Below are 23,088 nucleotides of genomic sequence, written 5' to 3'. Positions count from 1 at the left end.
TTGTATTATATTATAATTATATATATTTCGTTAATTTTATAATAAACTATTTGTCATAAAAATGAAGGCTCTTGTTAGAGCCTATCTACTTTAAAATTATATACTAATTCATGCTTTTTTTTCAATAATAATTAATTTAATTCATAATTATAACATTTTATAATTAAAATATTTACTCTATAAAATTTCCTACATATCTATTATATATTTCAATTTTCTAAAAATCAAATGAAAAAAAAACATTTTCATATTTCAATTTTGCTTATATTATGCTATTATCTTAAATTTACTTAATATTATCCAATTTTTCATCAAAATTCTTCAGTAAATAATCAACTATCTTATCACAAGCTTTCCCATCTCCATAAGGATTTACAGCATGTGCCATTGCAAAATATTCTTCCTCATTGTTTAGTAAAATATTCGTAGCTTCATATATATCTTTTTCATTTATCCCAATAACTTTTACAGTTCCAGCACTAACTGCTTCGGGTCTTTCTGTCTCAGTTCTAAGAACTAATACTGGTTTACCAAGAGATGGAGCTTCCTCTTGTATCCCACCTGAATCTGTTAATACTAAATCTACTTTATTCATCAAATTTGCAAAAGGCTCATAATCAAGAGGCTCTATTAAGTGTATCCTATTCATATCACCCATTATAGTTTTTGCACAATCTCTTACCTTTGGATTTAGATGCATCGGGAATATCACTTCTACATTTTCATTGTCAATTACAACTCTTTTAATTGCTCTAAATATATTTTCCATAGGTTTTCCCCAGTTTTCTCTTCTATGGCAGGTTAAAAGTATTACTTTTTTATTTTTAAAATCTACATTATTTATTTTTTCATCATTAAATTTATAATCTTCATTTACTACAGATAAAAGTGCATCTATTACTGTATTTCCTGTAATGAAAATATTATCTTCGCTAATATTTTCATTTAATAGATTTTCTTTATTTCCATTGGTTGGCGCAAAATGAATACTAGCTATTGTACCTGTAAGTCTTCTGTTCATTTCTTCTGGATAAGGAGAATATATATTTCCACTTCTTAGTCCTGCTTCTACATGACCTACTGGCACTTTATTATAAAATGCAGCTAAAGATGCTGCAAAAGTTGTTGTTGTATCTCCATGAACAAGTAAAACATCTGGTTTTTCTTTTCCTATTACCTCTTCTAATTCCTTTAATACTCTATTTGTTATATCTGTTATAGTTTGTCCATGTCTCATTATGTTAAGATCATACTTAGGCGATATATTAAATAAATCAAGTACCATATCAAGCATTTCTCTGTGTTGAGCAGTAACACATACTATAGATTCAAATTTATTATTGCTTTCTAATTTTTTTACAAGAGGAGCCATCTTTATTGCTTCAGGTCTTGTACCAAACACTGTCATAACCTTTATTTTATTCATTTTTTATCCCCCTATTCTACTTCAGTCTCATCTACAGATAAAAGTTTTAGCCTAATTATTCCATAATATATAAATACTACATCTAATGTTAATATAAGTACTGCTTCAAATAAGCTACTTTCAGATATTAAAACTGCACTTAAGCCTAAAAATAAACTTATTGCATATAATATTAATACTGTTTGTTTTTGGGACAATCCTTTATTTAAGAGTCTATGATGAAGATGCCCTTTATCAGCCTGCATTATAGGTTTTCCATTTAGTTTACGCCTTACTATGGCAAATGTTGTGTCAAATATAGGAAGTCCTAATGCTAGTATTGGTATAGCAATAGCAAGAGCTGCTGCCGATTTTATAGCTCCCTCAATTGCTATAACAGAAAGAATATATCCTAGAAATAAAGAGCCTGTATCTCCCATGAATATCTTTGCAGGATTAAAATTATAAGGTAAAAACCCTAAAGCCCCACCAGCCAGTGCTAAAAGTAGAATACCAGATATTTCTTGACCACTTATGTATGCAACAAAACTAATAGTAATAGCAGATATTGCAGATACTCCTGCTGCTAGTCCATCTAACCCATCTATTAGATTAACTGTATTAGTAATTCCAACTATCCAAAATATTGTTATAGGTATTCCTAAAATCCCTAAATATGAAATCCCTCTAATAAAAGGATTCGTTATAAACTCTATTTTCACTCCACAAATAACCACTATAACTGCCGCTACTATTTGCCCTAAAAGCTTTGTTTTTGGTTTTATATCCCTTGTATCATCTATTATACCCATACCTACAATTAATGCTGCTCCAAGAAGTATACCAATCATTTTAATATCTATTTTCACAAGAAAAATAGAAGTGATAAAGAACCCTAAAAATATAGCAATTCCACCGAGTCTTGGAATTGGATTTTTATGTACTCTTCTACTATCCTTTGGTATATCTATAGCTCCTATTTTATGTGCTAATTTAATAGCTAAAGGAGTTGAAAAATAAGAAATACCAAAAGACAACACTAATGCTATAATCATCTTATCCATTTTTTTCACCTCAAATTTAGTTTATCAACGTAATTTTATATCAATGAATATTTACTGTCAATGCAGAATACTTTTCATTAATACCCCATATTATCCGTTAAGGAATCATCATTTTCTATCCAATCTTCTACATTTATAATTCTAAATTTATCATTAGTGTCTCTTATTATAACTTTTTCTATACCAGCATTTATTATTAGCCTTTTACACATTGTACAGGAATTTGCATTTTCAACTAAGCTATTAGTTTTCATATCTTTTCCTACTAAATAAATTGTAGAACCTATCATATCACGCCTACTTGCAGAAATTATACAATTTGCTTCAGCATGAACACTACGACATTTTTCATAATTTTGACCTCTTGGTATATTCATCTTTTCTCTTATACAAAATCCTAAATCTGTACAATTTTTTCTACCCCTTGGAGCACCCGTATAGCCAGTAGATATTATTTCATCATTTTTTACAATAATTGCTCCATAATTTCTTCTAAAGCATGTACCTCTTTCTAAAACAGTTTGAGCTATATCTAAATAATAGTTGTACTTATCTCTTCTTTTCATACAAAAATCCCCCTTATAGTTTTAAATCACTATACTTTTTATTATATTATCTTTAATCTTTATATACAAGTTGATTTCAATATTCCCAAAAAAATAAACGTGTCAAAAGACACGCTTATTTTTTAACTACTTAGTACCAAATATTCTATCTCCAGCATCTCCAAGGCCTGGAACAATATATCCATGATCATTTAATTTTTCATCTATAGAAGCAACATATATATCAACATCTGGATGGTATTTTTCAACTTCTTGAATACCTTCTGGGCAAGCTACTAAGTTTACAAGCTTAATATTTTTAGCTCCTCTTTTCTTTAAAACATCTATAGCTGCAACGGCTGATCCTCCAGTTGCAAGCATAGGGTCTACAATAATAATTTCTCTTTCATCTATATCAGCAGGAAGTTTACTGTAATATTCAACCGGTTTTAAAGTTTCTGGATCTCTATATAAACCCACATGTCCAACTTTTGCAGCAGGAACTAATTGAACTATTCCATCTACCATTCCTAATCCTGCTCTAAGTATTGGTATTATAGCTAATTTTTTACCAGATAATACTTTTGATTTTGTTTTTACAACTGGAGTTTCTATTTCAACTTCCTCTAAAGTTAAATCTCTAGTTATTTCATATCCCATAAGCATTGCAACTTCTTTTAATAATTCTCTAAAATCCTTAGAACCAGTATTTTTATCTCTTAAAAGAGTTAATTTATGCTGAATTAACGGATGATTCATAATAACAACTTTTGACATAAATGCAGCCTCCTTTTTATTTTGAATATTTATTTTCAATTTCAGTTAATTTATTAACTCTTCTTAAATGTCTATCTCCTTCAAATTCAGTGTTCATCCAAGCGTCCACTATTTCAAGAGCAAGACCTCTACCAACTACCCTTTCTCCTAGAGATAGCATATTTGCATTATTATGAGCTCTAGACATTCTAGCTGAGAATGTATCCGAAACTACAGCACATCTTATTCCAGGAACTTTATTTGCAGCCAATGATATTCCTATTCCCGTTCCACAACAAACTATTCCTTTTTCAACTTCCTTATTAATTACAGCTTCAGCTACTGCTAAACCATAATCTGGATAGTCTACAGACTCAATTGATTTAGTACCAAAATCAACAACTTCATATCCTTTTTCTTGTAGATATTTTTTTATTTCTTCTTTTAAGTTATATCCACCATGATCACTACCAATTCCTATTTTCAAAAAACTCACCTCCAGAATTTATCTAAAAAATTCGCTTCATGCTACCGCATGGCTCATGTCGCCAACGAGTCCTAACGGACTTTGTTGCTCAAAATAGTTGATACTGTACTACTTTCAACAATGTTATTCAAAAGTTGAAAAAATTAGAATTACCTTATAACTAAAAAAATATAAACCTAGTAATAATTCGACATTATTTATTGTTTTCCTTCTTTTTTTCTGATATTTTTTCAAAAAGTTTTTGAATATAATAATTTATTTCCTTAGCTGTATTTTTGTATATATCTAAATTCCCACCATAAGGGTCAGCTATATCTAAACTTTTCTCACCTACAAATTCTTTTAAAGTAAATACTTTATCTTTATAATGAGGTAAAGATCTTAATATTATTTCTTTATGAGATTTACCCATAGTAAGTATTATATCTGCATCTTCTATCAAATCAAGGGTCAAAGCTCTACTTCTATGTTCTTTTATATCAACATCATATTCATCAAGTGCAATTATTGAATTTTTAGAAGCTTCAAGTCCATCAAGAGTTGAAATTCCAGCAGAAATAATAACGTAATCCTCTATATTTTCTCCTTTTTTCTTTATAATATCCTTTAAAAAAGCTTCTGCCATAGGGCTTCTACATGTATTTCCAGTACATACAAATACTATCTTCATATTTCCCCCTCCTAAGCTTGTATAATTTTATATCCGGCAGCTTTTGTTAATCTATTCATTACAGCTTGTCCTATTCCATTGTTTTCAAAGGTTTCAGAGTATATAACATCAACATTTCTTTTGTCCATTTCTCTTAAAACTTTAAATAAATTAAATGCTACTTCATTCAAATCCTCCCCAAGCCCTATAACCTCACCTTTATATTTAGATATATTTTCATTTATACACATAACTCCTATTTTTTGCCCTCTTTCTTTTCCATCATTAACTAAAGAGTTTATTTTATTTATTACATTATCTTTTTCTCCTGAAACTATGTATACAGATGCTTTTGGGGAATAATGGGTATATTTCATTCCTGGAGCTTTAGCTACTATATTTTTATTTTTTTTAAGTATAGCTGGATCAATTATTACATTCCCCAAAACCTCATTTAAATCTTCAAGAGTTACTCCACCAGGTCTAAGTATCATAGGAATATCTCCTGTAAGGTCTAATACTGTAGATTCAAGACCTACATTACAGTCTCCTCCAAGTATAATACCATCAACTCTTCCATTCATTTCCTCAAGAACATTTTCTTCATCTGTTGGAGAAGGCCTCCCCGATATATTAGCAGAAGGAGCAGCTACAACAACACCACTCTCCTTTATTAATCTTAAAGCTATAGGATGAGAAGGCATTCTTACAGCAACCGTATCAAGCCCTCCACTAGTTGTACTTGGCACTATATCTTTTTTCTTTAAAACAATAGTAATAGGTCCGGGCCAAAATCTATCAATGACTTTTTTTGCTCTTTCATTTATATTAGTAGCAAGCTTATTTATATCTTCTTTGTCAGCAATATGTACTATCAAAGGATTATCACTAGGTCTTCCCTTAGCCTCATATATTTTCTTAGAAGCTTCTTCATCTAAAGCATTAGCTCCAAGACCATATACAGTCTCAGTTGGAAATATAACAGTTCCACCATTTCTTAAAATATGAGCAAATTCCTTTATCTTCTTAATATCTATATTATCTTTATCAATCTTGCAAACCAGAGTTTTTTTCATTTTTCCACCTCAGTATTTTTAATTTTTATCTAAAATACCTTCACTATTACTATCCCCAATAAAAAACCAATTATAGAATAAATAGTTTTTGAATTTGGAAATATTTCTTCTAAAGTGACATAAAGCATAGTTCCACCCGCTATGGCTAAAAAAATGCCAATAACACTACTAAAACTTTCTGCAAAATAAGCTCCAAAATAACTTCCTACTCCCATAGGAACTCCTGCAAGTATTGTAAATAGCATTACCTTTGATATTTTCATTTTTCCTTTAATAAGACTAAGAGCCATGGCAATTCCCTCAGGAACATTATGTATTCCAATAACAATAGCTAAAGTAAATCCTAAAGACTCCCTTAATAAAAAAGAAGAACCAATAGCCAAGCCTTCAGGAAAATTATGAAGAAGTATACTTAAAAATATTAAATACCCAGTCTTTAACATACCATCAAAATGAATAATTTTCTTAAGCATAACACTAATTAAAACACCTAAAAACGTATATAGTACAGTTAAATTAACTCCTATTTGTTCCATAGCTTCGGAAAGTAAATCAAAGGTAACAACACTCAACATAATACCACCAGCTATACCCATAAAAAATCCTAAATATTTATCAGCTTTATTTCTAAATACAAAAGATATAACTCCTCCTAAAAAAGTTCCTACTATACCAGACAAAAAACCAATCAAAGCAATTTTAAGCATAATTTCATCACCTCATAAAGTTTATCTATATTTTTTATGAGAAGACAAAAAAAATTATACCTTATTAAATAAGCATTTTGAAAAAGTCCCAATATTGTTTTAACACAATATGGGACTTTAAAGTTTATTTACTATTCAACAGCTTTTAACTTTTCTGCTTGATCTATAGTTATAAGAGAGTCTATCATTTCATCTAAATCTCCATCTATAAAGCTGTCTAACTTATATAACGTTAAATTTATTCTATGATCTGTAATTCTTCCTTGAGGGAAGTTGTAAGTTCTAATTCTTTCAGATCTATCTCCAGTTCCTACTTGACTCTTTCTTTCAGCAGCTATTTCTTTATTTTGTTCAGCTAATGCTTTATCATACAGTCTAGCCTTTAATATTTTAAGTGCTTTTTCTTTATTCTTAAGCTGAGATTTTTCATCTTGACAAGATACAACCTCTCCAGTTGGAAGGTGAGTTATTCTAACAGCAGAATCTGTAGTATTAACACTTTGACCACCATTTCCAGAAGAACGGAAAACATCTATTCTTAAGTCATTTGGGTTAACTTCAATTTCAACATCATCAGCCTCTGGAAGAACAGCAACAGTAGCAGTTGATGTATGTATTCTTCCACCAGATTCTGTACTTGGTATTCTTTGAACCCTATGAACACCAGATTCATACTTAAGTCTTGAATAAGCTCCTTTTCCTTTTATCATGAAAGAAACTTCCTTATATCCACCTACTCCGGTTTCATTAGAACTCATAATTTCTACTTTCCATCTTTTTCTTTCTGCATATCTACTATACATCCTAAATAAATCTCCAGCAAATAGAGCAGCTTCATCTCCACCTGCTCCACCTCTTATTTCAACTATAACATTCTTTTCATCATTAGGATCCTTTGGAACAAGTAAAAGCTTTAACTCTTCCTCTATAGTAGGTAGTTTATCTTCAAGTTCAGAAAGCTCCATTTTAGCAATCTCTCTTAATTCTTCATCAGATGATTCTTGAAGAATTTGTTTAGACTCACTAATTCCATCTCTAACTTCCTTATATTCTCTGTACTTACCAACAATAGGCTCAAGTTCTGCATGCTCTTTTATATATTTTTGCCATTCACTTTGATTATTTATAATCTCAGGATCTGCTATCTTTTGACTTAAATCTTTATACTTTTCTTCTATAACCTGTAATTTATCTAACATTAATTTTCACCTCTTTCAACGTATCAATTTTTCATTATATCAAATTTAAAAGCCTATAACAACCCTTTGTATACCAGCTAAGTCTCTTACTATTTTTATATTTTTAAAATTGTTTTCAATCATAATCTCTTTAACATCCTCAGCTTGATCATGTCCAACTTCATATGCTAAAACTCCATTTTCCTTTAAAAACATTAAAGAATCTTTAGTTATTCTTCTATAAAAGTTAAGCCCGTCTTCTCCTCCATCAAGAGCTAATATAGGCTCATAATCCTTTACATCTTTATCTAAATTATATATATCATCTTTTTTTATATACGGAGGATTTGAAACAACGATATCAAACTTTGAATTTAGATTTTCAACAGAAGAAAATAAATCAGATTTAAGAAATGTAATCCTATCTTCAACATTATTATTTTTAGCATTTATTTTACCAACCTCAAGAGCAGTATCTGAAATATCTAACGAATACACCTTTGCATCTTTTATATATTTAGCTAAAGATACACTTATAGCTCCAGATCCTGTTCCAATATCTACAATTAAAGGACTTTTAATGCTTTTAGATAAGTTTATAACCTCTTCTATTAATATTTCTGTATCTGGTCTTGGTATTAAAACCCCTTCTTTAACAAAAAAATCAAGTCCCATAAATTCTCTATGACCTAATATATACGCTATAGGCCTTCCTTCTTTTCTTTGATTTAATAAACAATAAAATTCAGTTTCCTGTTCTTTTGTAATGTCTTCATCTAAATTAATATGAAGATAAAGTCTATCTACATCTAAAACTTTACATAAAATAAGCTCAACATCAAGTTTAGGAGTAGCACTACTACTCAACTCTTTTATCGAGTTCATCATTATCTGTCTTATATTCATTACCTTCCACCTCTTCATCAACTACCGCTTTTAAAGCACACAGAGCAACTTCTAACTGTTTATCATCCGGTTCTCTTGTTGTAACCTTTTGAAGCATCATTCCAGGAAAAGTAATCATTTTCATAAGTTTATTATCAAACTTTCCTGCAAGCTTTATAATTTCATAGGATATTCCAGCAACAATAGGTAAGCATAACAGCCTATATACAACTCTCATTATTGGATTTGGCCATCCAAATAAAGAATATATAAGAAGTGACATTATCATAACTATAAACATAAAGTTAGTTCCGCATCTTGGATGAAGAGTTGAAAATTTCCTTGCATTTTCAACAGTTAAAGGAAGACCCTTCTCATAACAGTAAATAGATTTATGCTCTGCACCGTGATACTGAAAAACCCTTTTAATATCTTCATTTAAAGATATCAAATAAACATATGCTAAAAATATTCCTATTCTTATTAATCCCTCAAATAAATTTAAAACAACAACACTTTCAGTAATATGCTTTAGCATACCACCTAAAAAAGTAGGTAGCAATATAAATAAAAGTATCGAAAAAATTAAAGCTATAAAAAGTGAAAAATATATTAATACATCGTTTGTTTTTTCATTAAATATCTTATTTAAAAAATTTTCAAATTGAGACGGTTCCGCTTCTTCCTCTTCAAAAAACTGAGCTGAAAAATTAAGTGATTTAATCCCTTCAGCCATTGTTTCAAAAAGTATAAATCCACCTCTTAAAAAAGGTATTTTATTAAATCCCTTTTCTACAACCCAGCTTTTTATATTTTTCTTATCTACTTCAATATCTCCTGTTTGTTTTCTAACTGCTACAGCTATTTTATTTTGATTTTTCATCATAACGCCTTCAATTACAGCTTGTCCTCCAACACTGTGCTTTTTCATCTTCTCAACTCCTTCCTTTCTATATTACCACAAAACTAAAATGAAGACTAATGAAAAAGCTGCTAAAAAGCAGCTTTTTTATTAATCTTCATCCTTTATTATCACATGGCATTTTCTACATCTAGCTTCATAGCTTTCCGTTGCACCAACTAGTATAATTGGATCATTATATTTAGCAGGTTTTCCATTTATAAGCCTTTGTGTTCTATGAGCAGGATTTCCACACACCATACATACAGCTTGAAGCTTATCTACAAATTCAGCTACAGCCAAAAGCTTAGGCGTCGGCCCGAAAGGCTCTCCTTTAAAGTCCATATCAAGCCCTGCAGCTATAACTTTTATACCTTTATCAGCAAGATCCATGGCTATATCTACAACTTCTTCTTCAAAAAACTGAACTTCATCAATACCTACAACCTGAGTATCTTCATCTATATAATTATATATATCTTTTGCACTTTTTATTGGCACAGCATCTATACTTATTCCACTGTGAGATACAACATCCTTATTACTATATCTATTATCTATATAAGGCTTAAACGCTACTACAGTTTGTTTTGCAATTTTCGCTCTTTTAAGCCTTCTTATAAGCTCCTCACTTTTACCACTGTACATAGGTCCTATAATGACTTCTATGTATCCATAATGAATTGGTCTATACACATCAAATCCTCCCTTAAAAGAAAATAGAGGTTGGAACTTCCAACCCCTTATTACTAATCAAGGTTAAATCTTTTCTTAAATTTATCGATTCTTCCACCTTTTTCGATATTTTTTTGTTTTCCAGTGAAGAATGGATGACAAGCTGAACAAATTTCCACTCTTATTTCTTCTTGAGTTGAACCAGCCTTAAATGTATTACCACATGCACAGTGTACAGTTACTTCTTCATATTTTGGTTGTATATCTTTTCTCATTACTTTCACCTCTTTCCATACATTTTGATATATTAATTATTTTTTCTATCAATATTCAACTCTTACATTATATCACAACAAATTCCCCTCTTCAAGGCTAAATATTTTTATTTGCTAAGTCAATAAATTGCTTATTATCCTTAGTTTGGACTAAAAATTCCATCATTTTTTCAGTAACTTCTTGCACACTATTGCTGCTAATTGCTTTTCTAATTCTCCAAAGTCCTGAAATTTCCTCTTTTGAAAGAAGTAAATCTTCTCTTCTAGTTCCTGATTTGTATATATCTATTGCAGGGAATACTCTCTTTTCTGCAAGTTTCCTATCAAGATGAAGCTCCATGTTTCCAGTTCCCTTAAATTCTTCAAATATAACATCATCCATTCTAGAACCTGTTTCTACAAGAGCTGTAGCAAGTATAGTTAAAGATCCTCCTTGCCTTATATTTCTAGCAGCTCCAAAAAATCTCTTAGGCCCATGTAAAGCTCCTGGATCAAGTCCTCCTGATAACGTTCTTCCAGTTGGAGGAATTGTTAAATTATAGGCTCTAGCAAGTCTTGTTATACTATCAAGAAGTATTACAACATCCCTTCCATGCTCTACAAGTCTTTGAGCTCTATTTAAAACCATTTCAGCTACTTTTATATGATGGCTTGGAAGTTCATCAAAAGTAGAATATATAACTTCTCCATTTATAGACTCCTGCATATCTGTAACTTCTTCTGGTCTTTCGTCTATTAAAAGTACAATGAGTTCAACATCTGGATGATTTCTAGATATACTGTTTGCAACATTCTTAAGAAGAACAGTTTTTCCAGCCTTCGGAGGAGCAACAATAAGACCTCTTTGTCCCATACCTATAGGAGCAATTAAATCTATAAGTCTTGTAGATATTTCCTTACTATCTTTTTCTAAGTTCAATCTAACATCAGGATAAATTGGAGTTAAATTTTCAAAGGAAGGCCTTCTAACAGCATTTTCAGGATTTTCATTGTTTATCTTTTGGACATACAGAAGAGCTCTAAACTTTTCTCCACTCTTTGGAGGTCTTGTAATTCCCGTTACTTTATCTCCAGTTTTCATATTAAATCTTCTTATCTGAGATGGAGATATATAAACATCCTCATCTGTGGAAAGATAATTAGATCCTCTTAAAAAACCGTATCCATCAGGTAATATTTCTAAAACTCCATTAGCTATATCTTGCTTTTCTTCATTTTTTATCTCATCCTTTATTTTTTGAGGAATATTGTTAATTAATTTATCTGCTTGTTCTTCCTTGTCATCTACTATTTTTTCATTTTCTTCAATATTTAATATTTTATTTATAAGTTCATCTTTTTTATATTTAGTAGGAGATTTTATCCCTTTCTCCTTTGCAATTTCTCTAAGCTGAACTATTGTTTTACCTTTCAAATCTTCATAATTCAAAAATATCCCCTCCACATTTTACTTTAATTTAATATTGGGAAAAAGTAAGATAAGAAAAAGAAGTGAAAATCTAATACAGTAATATTATCATTGATATTAAATACGGTCAAGAAAAAAGAGAGATAAAATATCTCTCTTATTATAACCAATTCTATCTAAATTATTCCTTGTTCTCTTTTTCTTCTTGCTTACTTTGCATAACTCGGCTTTTTATCTAGCTTATGTATTGCATCTATAAATCTTATAGTTCCTGTTTCCGACCTCATTACAACAGAGTGTGTTTGTACTATTTTGTTTCCTTTATAAACAACCCCTTTTAAAAAATCTCCTTCAGTTATTCCTGTAGCTGCAAAGTACACTTCATTCCCTTTTACTAAATCTTCCATTGTAAGGAGTTTATTTGGATTAATCCCCATATCTATACACCTTTTTTTCTCTTCATCTTCATAAGGGACAAGTCTTCCTTGAAAATCTCCTCCCATACATTTAAGAGCCGCTGCTGCTAATACCCCTTCAGGCGCTCCCCCTATTCCAACCATCATATCTATCCCTGTATGATCAAAACAAGTTGCCATGGCAGCTCCTATATCTCCTTCATTGAAAAGCTTTAATCTAACTCCAGCATCTCTGCACTCTTTTATTAACTTTTCATGTCTTTCTCTATCAAGCATAGTAACAGTTAAATCATCCATACTCTTATCAAGTACATTTGAAAGTATTTTTAAATTTTCAGTTATAGGATTATCCAGACTTACAAGCCCTTTAGCCTTTGGTCCCACCGCAATTTTGTCCATGTACATATCGGGTGCATTAAGAAGATGTCCTTTCGGAGCAAGAGCCACTACAGCAATAGCATTTGGAAGTCCTTTCGCTACACAGTTCGTTCCATCTAATGGATCCACCGCAATATCTACCTTAATAGCTCCATCACAACACCTTCCAATACTTTCTCCAATATAAAGCATTGGAGCCTCATCCATTTCCCCTTCTCCTATAACTACAGTCCCATCAATATCTATTGTGTCAAACATTTTCCTCATTCCATCTACAGCAGCCTGGTCTGCAATATTTTTATCTCCTCTACCTAAATGCTTCGAAGCCCCAAGAGCAGCAGCCTCTGTTACTCTAACTAAATTTATAGCTAAATTTCTATCCATAAAAAAACTCCCCCTTTAAGTATGTCACATTTATATAGTATGATATACTATTTTTAAAGTCAATATATTACTGTATTTTTTTATAATGAATAGGAAATTTCAAAAAAGCCTACATTTAAAATCTTTAAAATAAAGACTTTTTTATAATTTTAAACTACAATATAAACTATACTATCAATATTTAAATATATTCCTTGCATATAAAAAAGTCCCAATTCTATTTGGGACTTTTTTTATATTTTTTATACATTCCTATATTTTTTCATAAGCTCTATTAACACTTGACTCTTATCAAATCTATGTATCGCTTCAACAAATCTTATAGTTCCTGTTTTTGCTCTCATTACAACCGAGTGAGTCTTAGCCCTATTTTTATCATAAGAAACTACACCTTTTAATAAATCTCCATCCGTAATTCCTGTCGCTGCAAAGAATACTTCATCACCTTTCGCCAAATCATCTAAATATAATACTTTTTTTATATCTTCATCAGTAAATCCTAAATCATAGCATCTTTTTCTTTCTTCTTCACTCATAGGATAAATAATCCCCTGCATATCTCCACCCATACACTTTACAGCAGCAGCAGTTATAACACCTTCTGGCGCTCCTCCAATACCCATTAGTATATCTACTCCTGTATCTTCAAAACAAGTTGCAATACCCGCTGCAACATCTCCTTCTCCAAACATTTTTATTCTTGCTCCAACTCTTCTTATTTCACTTACCATTTCTTCATGTCTTTCTCTATCCTGTATTATAACAGTTAAATCAGATATATCTTTATTTAAAGCATCTGCAACTTTTTTTAAATTTTCTTCAACAGATGCATTTATATCTATACATCCTTTAGCCTTTGGTCCTACTATCATTTTTTTCATATATGTATCCGGTGCATGAAGTAAGCATCCTTTTTTAGCCATGGCAATTACAGCAATAGCATTTGGAAGTCCCTTTGCTATAAGAGAAGTTCCATCTAAAGGATCTACTGCAATATCCACTTCCATGTCGTCTATTTTTCCACATCCTACTTTTTCTCCTATATAAAGCATTGGAGCTTCATCAAGCTCTCCCTCTCCTATAACTACTTCTCCGTTAACCTTTACACTTGAAAAAGCTTTTCTCATTCCTTCCACAGCTGCTCCATCAGCTCCATTCTTATCTCCTCTTCCCATAAATCTAACAGAAGCAAGGGCTGCTGTTTCAGTTACTCTAACAAGCTCTAATGCTAAATTTCTATCCATAATCAATTTCCTCCCCATAAAAATTCCGTATAAAAATTTCAATATAATTATACGTCATATTTTAATAGTTTGTAAAGATATATGTCATATTTTTTTGTATTTATGTTATATAATTGTTTTATTTATTATTATATAGAACAAATATACATTCTAATTCATGCCTATTAGTTATCATTTTTCAATGAAAATTCAATTTCTAAACACAATACAAAACCAATTATCCTTCCATATTAAAAAAGACTATGAATCATAAAATAATTCATAGTCTTTTTAAGTAAATTTTTATTACTCAAGTTCATTTATCATATTTATAAAATATTCATGAAAAGTCGTATCATCTGTTAGTTCAGGATGAAAGGAAGTTACCAGCATATTATCTTGACGTGCAGCTACTATATTTCCATCAACCTTATGAAGAACTTCAACATTTTCATCAATATCAACAATATAGGGAGCTCTAATAAACACCATAGGAATTTCCTTTTTAGATACCCCTTCAACAACTTCCTTAACAATAAAGCTATCCAGTTGAGAACCATATGCATTTCGTCTCACCTTAATATTCATAACTTTTAGATGAGCCTCATCACCATCTAGTTCATTTGCAAGGAGAATCATTCCAGCACAGGTTCCCCATACTGCTAATCCATTTTTTATTTTATTTACTAAAACTTCTTTAATTCCAAAATCATTAAGAAGTTTTCCCATTGCTGTACTTTCTCCACCAGGTAAAATAATGCCATCAAGATTATCCAACTCTTCTAATTTTCTTATCTCAATAGCCTCATGACCTAATGATTTAATTACATTTATATGCTCTTTAAATGCACCTTGAAGTGCTAAAATACCAATTCTTTTCATTTTAGTACCCTCTATTAGCCATTCTTTCTTCTTTATCTATTGAATAAACATTGATTCCAACCATTGCTTCCCCAAGGTTCTCTGAAACTTTAGCTAATATTTTAGGGTCATTAAAGTGTGTAACAGCTTTAACTATAGCACTAGCTCTTTTTCTAGGATCTCCAGATTTAAATATTCCTGAACCAACGAATACTCCATCACAACCAAGCTGCATCATCATCGCAGCATCAGCAGGAGTAGCAACACCACCAGCTGCAAAATTTACAACAGGAAGTTTTCCATGTTCATGAACATATTCAACAAGATGAATAGGAGCCTGTAACTCTTTAGCAGCATTCATCAATTCTTCTTTTGATAAGCCTTGAATTCTTCTAATTTCAAAGTTCATCATTCTCATATGCTTAACAGCTTCAATAACATCACCCGTTCCAGGTTCCCCCTTAGTTCTAATCATTGAAGCACCTTCTCCAATTCTTCTTAGAGCTTCACCTAAATTTTTTGCTCCACAAACAAAAGGAACTTTAAAAGCTTTTTTATCAATATGAAGAGTTGGATCAGCGGGTGTTAAAACCTCACTTTCATCTATATAATCTATTTCTAAAGCTTCAAGTATCTGAGCTTCTACAAAATGTCCTATTCTTACCTTTGCCATAACAGGAATAGAAACTGCTTCTTTAATACCTTTTATCATTTGTGGATCTGAAGCTCTTGCAACTCCACCATGCTTTCTAATATCAGCAGGTACTCTCTCTAGTGCCATAACAGCACAAGCACCAGCTTCTTCAGCAATTCTTGCTTCTTCAGGATTTGTAACATCCATTATAACTCCACCCTTTAACATTTGAGCTAAGTTTTTATTTAATTCATATCTACTCATATTAACTCCCCCTTTATTATACCAATACAATTATTGAATTTTTTTCCTTTTCCAAGAATATTATCTCATACCCAAGTGTGTTTTATCAATACAATTAGTGGATTATATGCAAAAACACAAATTGTATCAGTACATTTTATGAGATGGAACACAAATTACAACTTCTAAATATAATATATGAAAAATATTATTTTAGGAGGAAAGACTATGTTTATTAATCCATACTTTATAGCTCCTTTTGGTTTTCATATATACCGAGTACAAAAAGGAGATACTTTAGCTAAAATTGCAGAGAAATTCAATACAACTGTAGAGATTATTTTAAAATTCAACTTTATACCAAATCCTGATTTAATACCTATAGGATTAGCTTTAAGAATTCCAGTTTCACCTCCAGATTCTATAATTCATACAGTAGAAAAAGGTGAAACAATAGCTTCTATTTCAGAAAAATATGACGTACCAATGATGTATATAATACGTTTTAATTATTTAAGAAACCCCAACTTGATTTATGAAGGTCAACAGCTATTAATTCCATTTTATAAGCAAAAAAAATAGAGCCAAATTGGCTCTATTTTTTAGGTACACCTTCCCAATCCTTTAAAAATCTTTCTATACCAAGATCAGTCATAGGATGCTTTACCATTTGCTTAAATACCTTATACGGAATTGTAGCAATATGAGCACCAGCAAGAGCAGATAATTTTACATGCTCAGGATGTCTAATACTTGCTGATATAATCTCTGTATCTATTCCATGAATATCAAATATTTCAGCAATTTCTCTTATAAGATTCATCCCTTCATGTCCTATATCATCAAGTCTTCCTACAAAAGGACTAACATATGTAGCTCCTGCTTTTGCAGCAAGAAGTGCTTGATTAGCAGAAAAAACTAATGTTACGTTAGTCTTTATCCCTTTTTTAGAAAGTTCTTTTATAGCTTTTAAGCCTTCAGCAATCATAGGAATTTTTATAACTATGTTAGGATGAATTTTAGAAAGTTCCAAAGCTTCCTCTATCATTCCTTTTGCTTCTAAAGATATAACTTCAGCAGATATTGGCCCATCTACTATATCAGTTATTTCTTTTACTACTTCTTTAAAATCTCTTCCTTCCTTTGCAATTAATGAAGGATTAGTTGTAACTCCTTCTATTACTCCCCAATCATTTATTTCTCTTATTTCATCTACATTAGCTGTGTCTATAAATAATTTCATTATTACACTTCCTTTCTGGTATCGTTTTCATAATATATTTTATCATATTAATCACTATGTTATTATATTTTTTTATATCCTAATATATTCATTATAAAATTATTTAATACGTTCCTATATCATTTAAGTACTTATCCTTTGCTAAGTTATAGTTAAATATAACCTCTACTACCTTTTCTTCTATATCACTAAGTCTTTCTTGTGCAGATATTACTTCTACAATAGTACCTGCTATATCTTCAAGATTAGCAGATTTTAAAACGCTAGTTTCAAACCCATATCCTTCTTCATATCTACACTCAGCTATTTCTAAAGACTCCTTTGCATTTTCTACTACATTTTCTATATATGATATCATATCTTGTGTAGCAATCAATGCTTCATAAGACTGTCTTATGCTTGCTTCTACTTCTTTATATGATTTTTCTAACTCAACTTTTGATTTATCCATCTTAACTTTAGCTTCTTTGTATTGATATGTGTTATCTGGATATTGTTTTGATGTAAGTTCAAAATTTAATTTATCCACCAAATACTGAGCCTGTGCTTTTCTTATTTCTATCCTTTTTTCAAGACCTTGTTTTATTCCTTCTTCTAAATTAAAACTTTCTTTCTCGGTAGTAAAGTCTTCAACTAAATTAATATCAACTCCAAGATCTACATTTATTACTTTTTTAAACTCTATTTCTGCTTTTTTTCTGTTTAATACAGCATTTCTATAATCCACATTCATAAGCTTTACCTGAGCCTGAGAAAGAAGCACATCATCCTTTGCCTTCATACCTTCTTCATAAGCATTTTTTGACATTTCATACTGCTTATTAGCTCTATCAAGTGCTACTTTTTTAAGTTCTTCTATTTTCTTAGTTTTTATTACCTCATAATATTTTTGACGAGTAAGAAGCTCTATTTGCTTTTGAGCTATTTTATATCCATCTTTTGTTACTTCATTTTGAAGCTCTGCCATAGTTGTCATAAGTTCTGTTGTAGAATCAAGAGCAAGAACTCTATCTACATCTATATTTAATTTTTCAGCTATAGCTGAATTTGCTTCTTCTATTCCTAAATCTAATTTATCTTCTCCAGCTTTTATACCTCCTTCAATATCTTTTTTGCTATAATTTCCATATCCTTCACTTATAGCATAGCTTAAGCTATTAGATGCTTCTTGTAACATAGATTTTTGAACTTTTTGTTCAGGCGAAAGCATTTCATCTGGAATTTGATTCAATGTATTAAGTACTCCGTCTACATTTTGCTTAATATCATTAACACTACTTGCTTCTGTTCCTAATCCATTTGATATAAGTTTATCAATCCCATTAATCAAAGGAGCAGATTTCTCTTTTGCATCATCCAACTTATCTTGCCCTTTTTTAATCTTTTTTTCATTATACTTCGCTCTATCAAGAGATAAATCAGTTGACTCAAGATCAACTTCAAGAGATTTTAATATATAGTTATTCTCCATGGCAATTTCTATAGCTTTATCAAGAGTTAAATTCAACTCTTTATTTTCCTCTACTACATTTTGAACTATTTCATCTGCATATATATTAAAAGGTACTGCCATATTAGATGAAAAAATAAGTGATGCACATAAAGCCATGGAAATAAATTTCTTATTCATTTTTATTCCTCCTCACTAAAACAGTTTACTATATCACACTGAAGCTTTTCTAATAAATTATTTAAGTTTTCTTTTTCTTTAATATCTAAAACTCTAGTCATTTGCTTACTAAAATCTATGTGTATCGCTTTTATATCTTCAAACAATTCTCTTCCCTTATCTGTAAGATATGCTTTTGTAGATCTTCTATCCTTTGGATTTACTCTTTTTTCTACTAATCCTTCCTTTTCCATTCTATCCATAAGACCTGTCATATTAGCTCTTGTAACAAGCATCTTTTCTCCAATTTCAGAAAGAACCATTCCATCTTCTGAATAAGAAAGCAAAAGTAAAACATAAAACTTAGGTTCTGAAATACCATGCTTTGCAAATAAATTATTATATACAAACCTCATTATTTCAACACTTTTCATTAAATTTATAATAGTTTTTCCAGACATATCCTCAATAAAATTATAGCTTTCTAAAAAATCATACAGCTCCTTTTTATTCACTAACATTACCTCCATTTTTTTTATCAAAAATATACATAAATAAATTATAACCTATTATAAACCATATAATCCCAAACAATATAAGAGAAATTATCTCTTTTTTAAATATTAAAACAGGAGTATTTTTAATAATAATATCTCTAATAGGACTTATTGCATATATAAGAGGCCATATAATCTTTATAACATAAAGAAGAGGATTCGGTATTTGGTCTATCGGCCAAGCATATCCAGCTGTTAAAAAAGTTGGCATAGATAAAAGCATTGTAAATTGAGTAACCTTTAATCTATCCTTAAATAAAGCTGCTATAACCAAAGCAATTCCTAATAAAGATAATATGAATATATATACATAAACAAAAGCAGTTAACAAAGATCCTTTAATGCTTATATTAAGAAAATATTTTAAAATCAAAGCACAAAATACATAAGAAATTGCTGCACCAGTTGCATATATACCTGACTTTATAATAATATTTTCTCTATCCTCTAATATTTTCGGAATAAACGCTGATAAAAATAACTGCTGAACAAATACAAGTATTATTCCTGGCATCAAATACCCTTTATAAGTGAACTTTGGATCATATAAAACTCTAGCTTCAAAATTAAATATTTTAGCTAAATTATAAGAAGTAGTAGGGTCTATCCCCTTAGCCTCAAGTATTTTTATATTAATCCCTGCATTTAATGTTGCAAGTATTTCAGTTGCTGAAGCAAGTGCTGTATTTCCTATAGTTATATTACTCTCATCTATAATAAGAGCTATATTAGATGATTTTTGCTTTTTTATATCCTTATTAAATCCTTTTGGTATATAAATTCCAAGATATGCCTTTTTAGCATCTATAATATTTTTAAGCTCATCTAAAGAATTAGCTCTATATGAAATATAGTACCTTTCATTATTTTCAAATTCATTTATTATCATTCTAGAAGTAGATGTATTATCCATATCTAAAACCACAATAGGTATGTCATTTATATAATCTTTTAAATAAACCCCTCCAATAAGAAAAGTGAACAATATTGGCCCTATAATTAATATTACTATATTTTTAGGATCTTTAAAAAATTTCGTTATTTCTTTAAATATTTTCAACAATTTCACCTTCTCTCTTATCTTTCTTTTTAAAGGATTTACTCTCTCTTATAATTTCAATACCTACTGCTAAAACAATAAAAATAAGACAAACTATAAGTAAGTATTTTACATCTCCTAAAAAATCAACAATATACCCTTTAATCATAATATCTCTTAAATTATCAGCATAATGATAAAGAGGTATATATTTTCCAAAAATTTGATATCCATTTAGCATCCCTATTAAAGGATATGTATATCCAATCATTATAGTATTTGGTAAAAATAATACTGCTGCTACCTGAGCTGCTTTTACCTTATCCCAAACTACTGTTGATACGCACATTCCTATTGATGATACACAAGTTGTAAAAGCAAATGTTAAAACTAAAAGTTCTTTTAAATCTCCCCTAAAGGGAACATTAAATATTTTAACTTGAATATATATATTAGCAATCAAAGATATGAATCCAAGTACTGAATATACAAATATCTTAGAAGTCAAATAAGTAATCATATTTCTTCTCTTTTCTCTATTTACAGCTACCGCTGCTGCAATGACAAGCCCTACCTGAACAATAGCTGTCATAAATCCAGGCATTAAATAATTTGTATAATTTCTAGTAGGATTAAACAGTAATCTAGTTTGAATTCCAATAGATGATACTATTTTTTTTGCCTTATCATATGGAATATTAAGCTTTCCTTGCAATACCTTAATTAAAGCCCCACCTTTTAATGTCAAAAGAGTTTCTCCTGCTTGTATTTTTGCAAATGAAGTAATTGAAAGCTGACTTCCATCATATACAGTTAAAATTGTAGGTGATTTATATTTCTTTAAATCCTTATAAAAGTCATTCGGTATTAAAAGTCCAAATCTAGCTTTATTTTCTATTATTAGCTTTTCTATTTCATAAGGACTATCAGTATAATACTTTACATCAAACGTATCACTATCATCAAAATATTTAACTATACTTCTTGAAAACTGAGTATTATCTCCAAGGTATACCGCTGTAGGTATTTCCTTTATCTGATTATCCGAAAACATATAGCAAAGCATAGTATTTACTATGATAGGAATTACAAATATCAAAATAAATGGCATTATATATTTTTTAATTTTTTCCACCAATATCACCTACTTTATAAAATCAACAAATGCAGTCATTCCTGGTCTTAATAAACCTTCCTCATTTTCTATTTTTATTTTTACTCCATATGATACAATATCATAATTCCCGTTATCATTAGTCGCCTTTTTAACTGCAAAATCAGGCTTTCTATTTATCCTTACAACTTTACCTTTAAATACCTTGTCTTTAAATGCTGGAACTGTTATTTTTGCTTCCTGACCTTCATAAACTTCATTTAATTTTCTTTCATCAACATTTATCTCTATCCAAATATTACTTAAATCAGAAACCGTAGCTATACTCATTCCAGTAGACACTAATTCTCCCTTATCAGAATTTATAAGTGTTATTGTTCCATCTATAGGAGACTTAATAAAAGTATCTTGTATATAAGCATTAACTTCATCAAGACCTGCTTTTGCCTGTTCATATTTACCCCTTGCAGCCTCAGCCATATTTATAGCAGAAGCTACCATTGCTTGTGCTCCAGATACATCCTCGCTTCTTGCTCCTTCTTTTGCCATATTAAGCTTTTGCTCAGCTATATCAAGTTGTGCCTTTACTTCATCTTTTTTTTGAGCTGAAACTGCTCCTTTTTCATAAAGCTTTTCTACTCTGTCATAAGTTTTTACCATAAGATCATAATAAGCCTGAGCTTGAGCTATTTCTTGAGTTCTTGCTCCATTTTGAGCTTTTGTAAGTTGAGAAGATGCTGCATTTACTTGAGATTGAGCAGCTTCATATTGTGATTTTGCTGCATTTACTAAAGCCTCCATTTGAGATTTTTTAGCAATAAGCTCTTTTGAGTCTATAACAGCAATTACATCTCCCTCTTTAACTTCCTGTCCTTCTTCAAATTTTATATCCCCTATTTTTCCTGGTATCTTAGAATTTAAATCTACTTCTTGAGCTTCTATAATTCCTTGAAATTTAATATCTTTTTTAGCTTCTTCAGTTGAAGAGCATCCAAATAGCAAAGAACTCATTAGTAATAAAGAAATCAATATAATACCTTTTTTTTTCATGTCGTAATACCTCCCTCTATATACTTTTATTTTCTCTTAAATACTCTCTATTTCTTACAATTTCATAAATTGATAGATATAATTTTGGATATAACTTCAATATATTCAATTTTATGGATATAAAAATGTATAACTCCAGAAAATCAGTGTTTTTACCAAAATATTACTGGAATTAATCCACTAATTTCATGGCGACGTACCCTCCCATGTCTCACAGGATCAATGTCCCTAAATTCCTTCGTTCAGTCTATCCATGATGTGGTATCAGCTATGCTCCTTTGCGGGGTCAAATGCCCTAATGGTTAATATATCTGCTGAATTCCTAG

Annotated in this window: 25 protein-coding genes; 1 reads left to right on the top strand and 24 read right to left on the bottom strand. The window is 30.3% G+C overall.

What is annotated here, in order from left to right; genetic code table 11:
• Positions 1-286 precede the first annotated feature (286 nt).
• The 18 genes from wecB to pdxS form a co-directional block, all read right to left on the bottom strand.
• On the bottom strand, positions 287-1,426 hold the full coding sequence (gene wecB / locus BUA77_RS04915) for a non-hydrolyzing UDP-N-acetylglucosamine 2-epimerase (protein ID WP_072887909.1): 1,140 nt from the start codon (positions 1,424-1,426) through the stop codon (positions 287-289).
• A gap of 11 nt (positions 1,427-1,437) precedes the next feature.
• The gene (locus tag BUA77_RS04910) at positions 1,438-2,469 is read right to left on the bottom strand and encodes a glycosyltransferase family 4 protein (protein ID WP_072887908.1); all 1,032 of its coding nucleotides are present in this window, start codon (positions 2,467-2,469) and stop codon (positions 1,438-1,440) included.
• 77 nt (positions 2,470-2,546) lie between these two features.
• Positions 2,547-3,035, bottom strand: a complete 489-nt coding sequence (locus BUA77_RS04905) for a deoxycytidylate deaminase (RefSeq protein ID WP_072887907.1) — start codon at positions 3,033-3,035, stop codon at positions 2,547-2,549.
• A 126-nt stretch (positions 3,036-3,161) separates the two neighbouring features.
• Entirely contained in the window at positions 3,162-3,791 is a 630-nt protein-coding gene (upp, locus tag BUA77_RS04900) for a uracil phosphoribosyltransferase (protein WP_072887906.1), read from the bottom strand.
• A gap of 16 nt (positions 3,792-3,807) precedes the next feature.
• Positions 3,808-4,257 (bottom strand): ribose 5-phosphate isomerase B, encoded by a 450-nt coding sequence (rpiB, locus tag BUA77_RS04895; RefSeq protein ID WP_072887905.1) that lies wholly within the window; start codon positions 4,255-4,257, stop codon positions 3,808-3,810.
• Positions 4,258-4,450: 193 nt separating this feature from the next.
• Positions 4,451-4,927, bottom strand: coding sequence for a low molecular weight protein arginine phosphatase (locus tag BUA77_RS04890; RefSeq protein ID WP_072887903.1), 477 nt, complete (start codon positions 4,925-4,927; stop codon positions 4,451-4,453).
• 11 nt (positions 4,928-4,938) lie between these two features.
• Positions 4,939-5,982: an L-threonylcarbamoyladenylate synthase gene (locus BUA77_RS04885; RefSeq protein WP_072887901.1), complete on the bottom strand. Its 1,044-nt coding sequence runs from the start codon at positions 5,980-5,982 to the stop codon at positions 4,939-4,941.
• Between the two features lie 29 nt (positions 5,983-6,011).
• Entirely contained in the window at positions 6,012-6,689 is a 678-nt protein-coding gene (locus BUA77_RS04880; protein ID WP_072887899.1) for a ZIP family metal transporter, read from the bottom strand.
• A 131-nt stretch (positions 6,690-6,820) separates the two neighbouring features.
• On the bottom strand, positions 6,821-7,888 hold the full coding sequence (prfA, locus tag BUA77_RS04875; protein WP_072887897.1) for a peptide chain release factor 1: 1,068 nt from the start codon (positions 7,886-7,888) through the stop codon (positions 6,821-6,823).
• A gap of 45 nt (positions 7,889-7,933) precedes the next feature.
• Positions 7,934-8,773 (bottom strand): peptide chain release factor N(5)-glutamine methyltransferase, encoded by an 840-nt coding sequence (gene prmC / locus BUA77_RS04870; RefSeq protein WP_072887895.1) that lies wholly within the window; start codon positions 8,771-8,773, stop codon positions 7,934-7,936.
• The gene (locus BUA77_RS04865) at positions 8,727-9,683 is read right to left on the bottom strand and encodes a DUF1385 domain-containing protein (protein WP_072887893.1); all 957 of its coding nucleotides are present in this window, start codon (positions 9,681-9,683) and stop codon (positions 8,727-8,729) included. The genes prmC and BUA77_RS04865 overlap by 47 nt, the downstream gene beginning before the upstream one ends.
• Before the next feature lie 81 nt (positions 9,684-9,764).
• Positions 9,765-10,349, bottom strand: a complete 585-nt coding sequence (locus BUA77_RS04860) for a thymidine kinase (protein ID WP_072887891.1) — start codon at positions 10,347-10,349, stop codon at positions 9,765-9,767.
• Positions 10,350-10,402: 53 nt separating this feature from the next.
• The gene (gene rpmE / locus BUA77_RS04855; protein WP_072887889.1) at positions 10,403-10,603 is read right to left on the bottom strand and encodes a 50S ribosomal protein L31; all 201 of its coding nucleotides are present in this window, start codon (positions 10,601-10,603) and stop codon (positions 10,403-10,405) included.
• 97 nt (positions 10,604-10,700) lie between these two features.
• Complete coding sequence (gene rho / locus BUA77_RS04850) at positions 10,701-12,047, bottom strand: transcription termination factor Rho (RefSeq protein WP_330390009.1); 1,347 nt, start codon at positions 12,045-12,047, stop codon at positions 10,701-10,703.
• 173 nt (positions 12,048-12,220) lie between these two features.
• The gene (gene glpX / locus BUA77_RS04845) at positions 12,221-13,189 is read right to left on the bottom strand and encodes a class II fructose-bisphosphatase (RefSeq protein WP_072887887.1); all 969 of its coding nucleotides are present in this window, start codon (positions 13,187-13,189) and stop codon (positions 12,221-12,223) included.
• A 242-nt stretch (positions 13,190-13,431) separates the two neighbouring features.
• A complete protein-coding gene (gene glpX, locus BUA77_RS04840) occupies positions 13,432-14,433 on the bottom strand; it encodes a class II fructose-bisphosphatase (protein WP_072887884.1) in 1,002 nt (333 codons plus the stop codon).
• A gap of 285 nt (positions 14,434-14,718) precedes the next feature.
• The gene (gene pdxT / locus BUA77_RS04835; protein WP_072887881.1) at positions 14,719-15,294 is read right to left on the bottom strand and encodes a pyridoxal 5'-phosphate synthase glutaminase subunit PdxT; all 576 of its coding nucleotides are present in this window, start codon (positions 15,292-15,294) and stop codon (positions 14,719-14,721) included.
• A gap of 1 nt (position 15,295) precedes the next feature.
• Positions 15,296-16,171: a pyridoxal 5'-phosphate synthase lyase subunit PdxS gene (gene pdxS, locus BUA77_RS04830; protein WP_072887879.1), complete on the bottom strand. Its 876-nt coding sequence runs from the start codon at positions 16,169-16,171 to the stop codon at positions 15,296-15,298.
• A 207-nt stretch (positions 16,172-16,378) separates the two neighbouring features.
• On the opposite strand from pdxS, the gene BUA77_RS04825 reads away from it, so the two are divergent.
• Positions 16,379-16,732, top strand: coding sequence for a LysM peptidoglycan-binding domain-containing protein (locus BUA77_RS04825; RefSeq protein ID WP_072887877.1), 354 nt, complete (start codon positions 16,379-16,381; stop codon positions 16,730-16,732).
• Between the two features lie 13 nt (positions 16,733-16,745).
• Here BUA77_RS04825 and fsa read toward each other — a convergent pair whose 3' ends face one another.
• The 6 genes from fsa to BUA77_RS04795 all read right to left on the bottom strand — a co-directional run bounded on the left by fsa (position 16,746) and on the right by BUA77_RS04795 (position 22,762).
• Positions 16,746-17,393: a fructose-6-phosphate aldolase gene (fsa, locus tag BUA77_RS04820; protein ID WP_072887875.1), complete on the bottom strand. Its 648-nt coding sequence runs from the start codon at positions 17,391-17,393 to the stop codon at positions 16,746-16,748.
• 103 nt (positions 17,394-17,496) lie between these two features.
• Positions 17,497-19,023, bottom strand: coding sequence for a TolC family protein (locus BUA77_RS04815; RefSeq protein ID WP_072887873.1), 1,527 nt, complete (start codon positions 19,021-19,023; stop codon positions 17,497-17,499).
• A gap of 2 nt (positions 19,024-19,025) precedes the next feature.
• Positions 19,026-19,517, bottom strand: a complete 492-nt coding sequence (locus tag BUA77_RS04810) for a MarR family winged helix-turn-helix transcriptional regulator (protein WP_159428951.1) — start codon at positions 19,515-19,517, stop codon at positions 19,026-19,028.
• A complete protein-coding gene (locus BUA77_RS04805) occupies positions 19,510-20,619 on the bottom strand; it encodes an ABC transporter permease (RefSeq protein ID WP_072887870.1) in 1,110 nt (369 codons plus the stop codon). Before BUA77_RS04805 ends, BUA77_RS04810 begins: the two co-directional genes overlap by 8 nt.
• Positions 20,606-21,733, bottom strand: a complete 1,128-nt coding sequence (locus tag BUA77_RS04800; protein WP_072887868.1) for an ABC transporter permease — start codon at positions 21,731-21,733, stop codon at positions 20,606-20,608. Before BUA77_RS04800 ends, BUA77_RS04805 begins: the two co-directional genes overlap by 14 nt.
• Positions 21,734-21,742: 9 nt before the next feature.
• On the bottom strand, positions 21,743-22,762 hold the full coding sequence (locus BUA77_RS04795; RefSeq protein WP_072887866.1) for an HlyD family secretion protein: 1,020 nt from the start codon (positions 22,760-22,762) through the stop codon (positions 21,743-21,745).
• Between the last annotated feature and the right edge of the window lie 326 nt (positions 22,763-23,088).

The organism is Tepidibacter formicigenes DSM 15518 (genome assembly GCF_900142235.1).
GTDB lineage: Bacteria > Bacillota > Clostridia > Peptostreptococcales > Peptostreptococcaceae > Tepidibacter > Tepidibacter formicigenes.
Note: the sequence above shows the minus strand (reverse complement) of the source record. Positions and strands in the feature narration are given on the sequence as shown.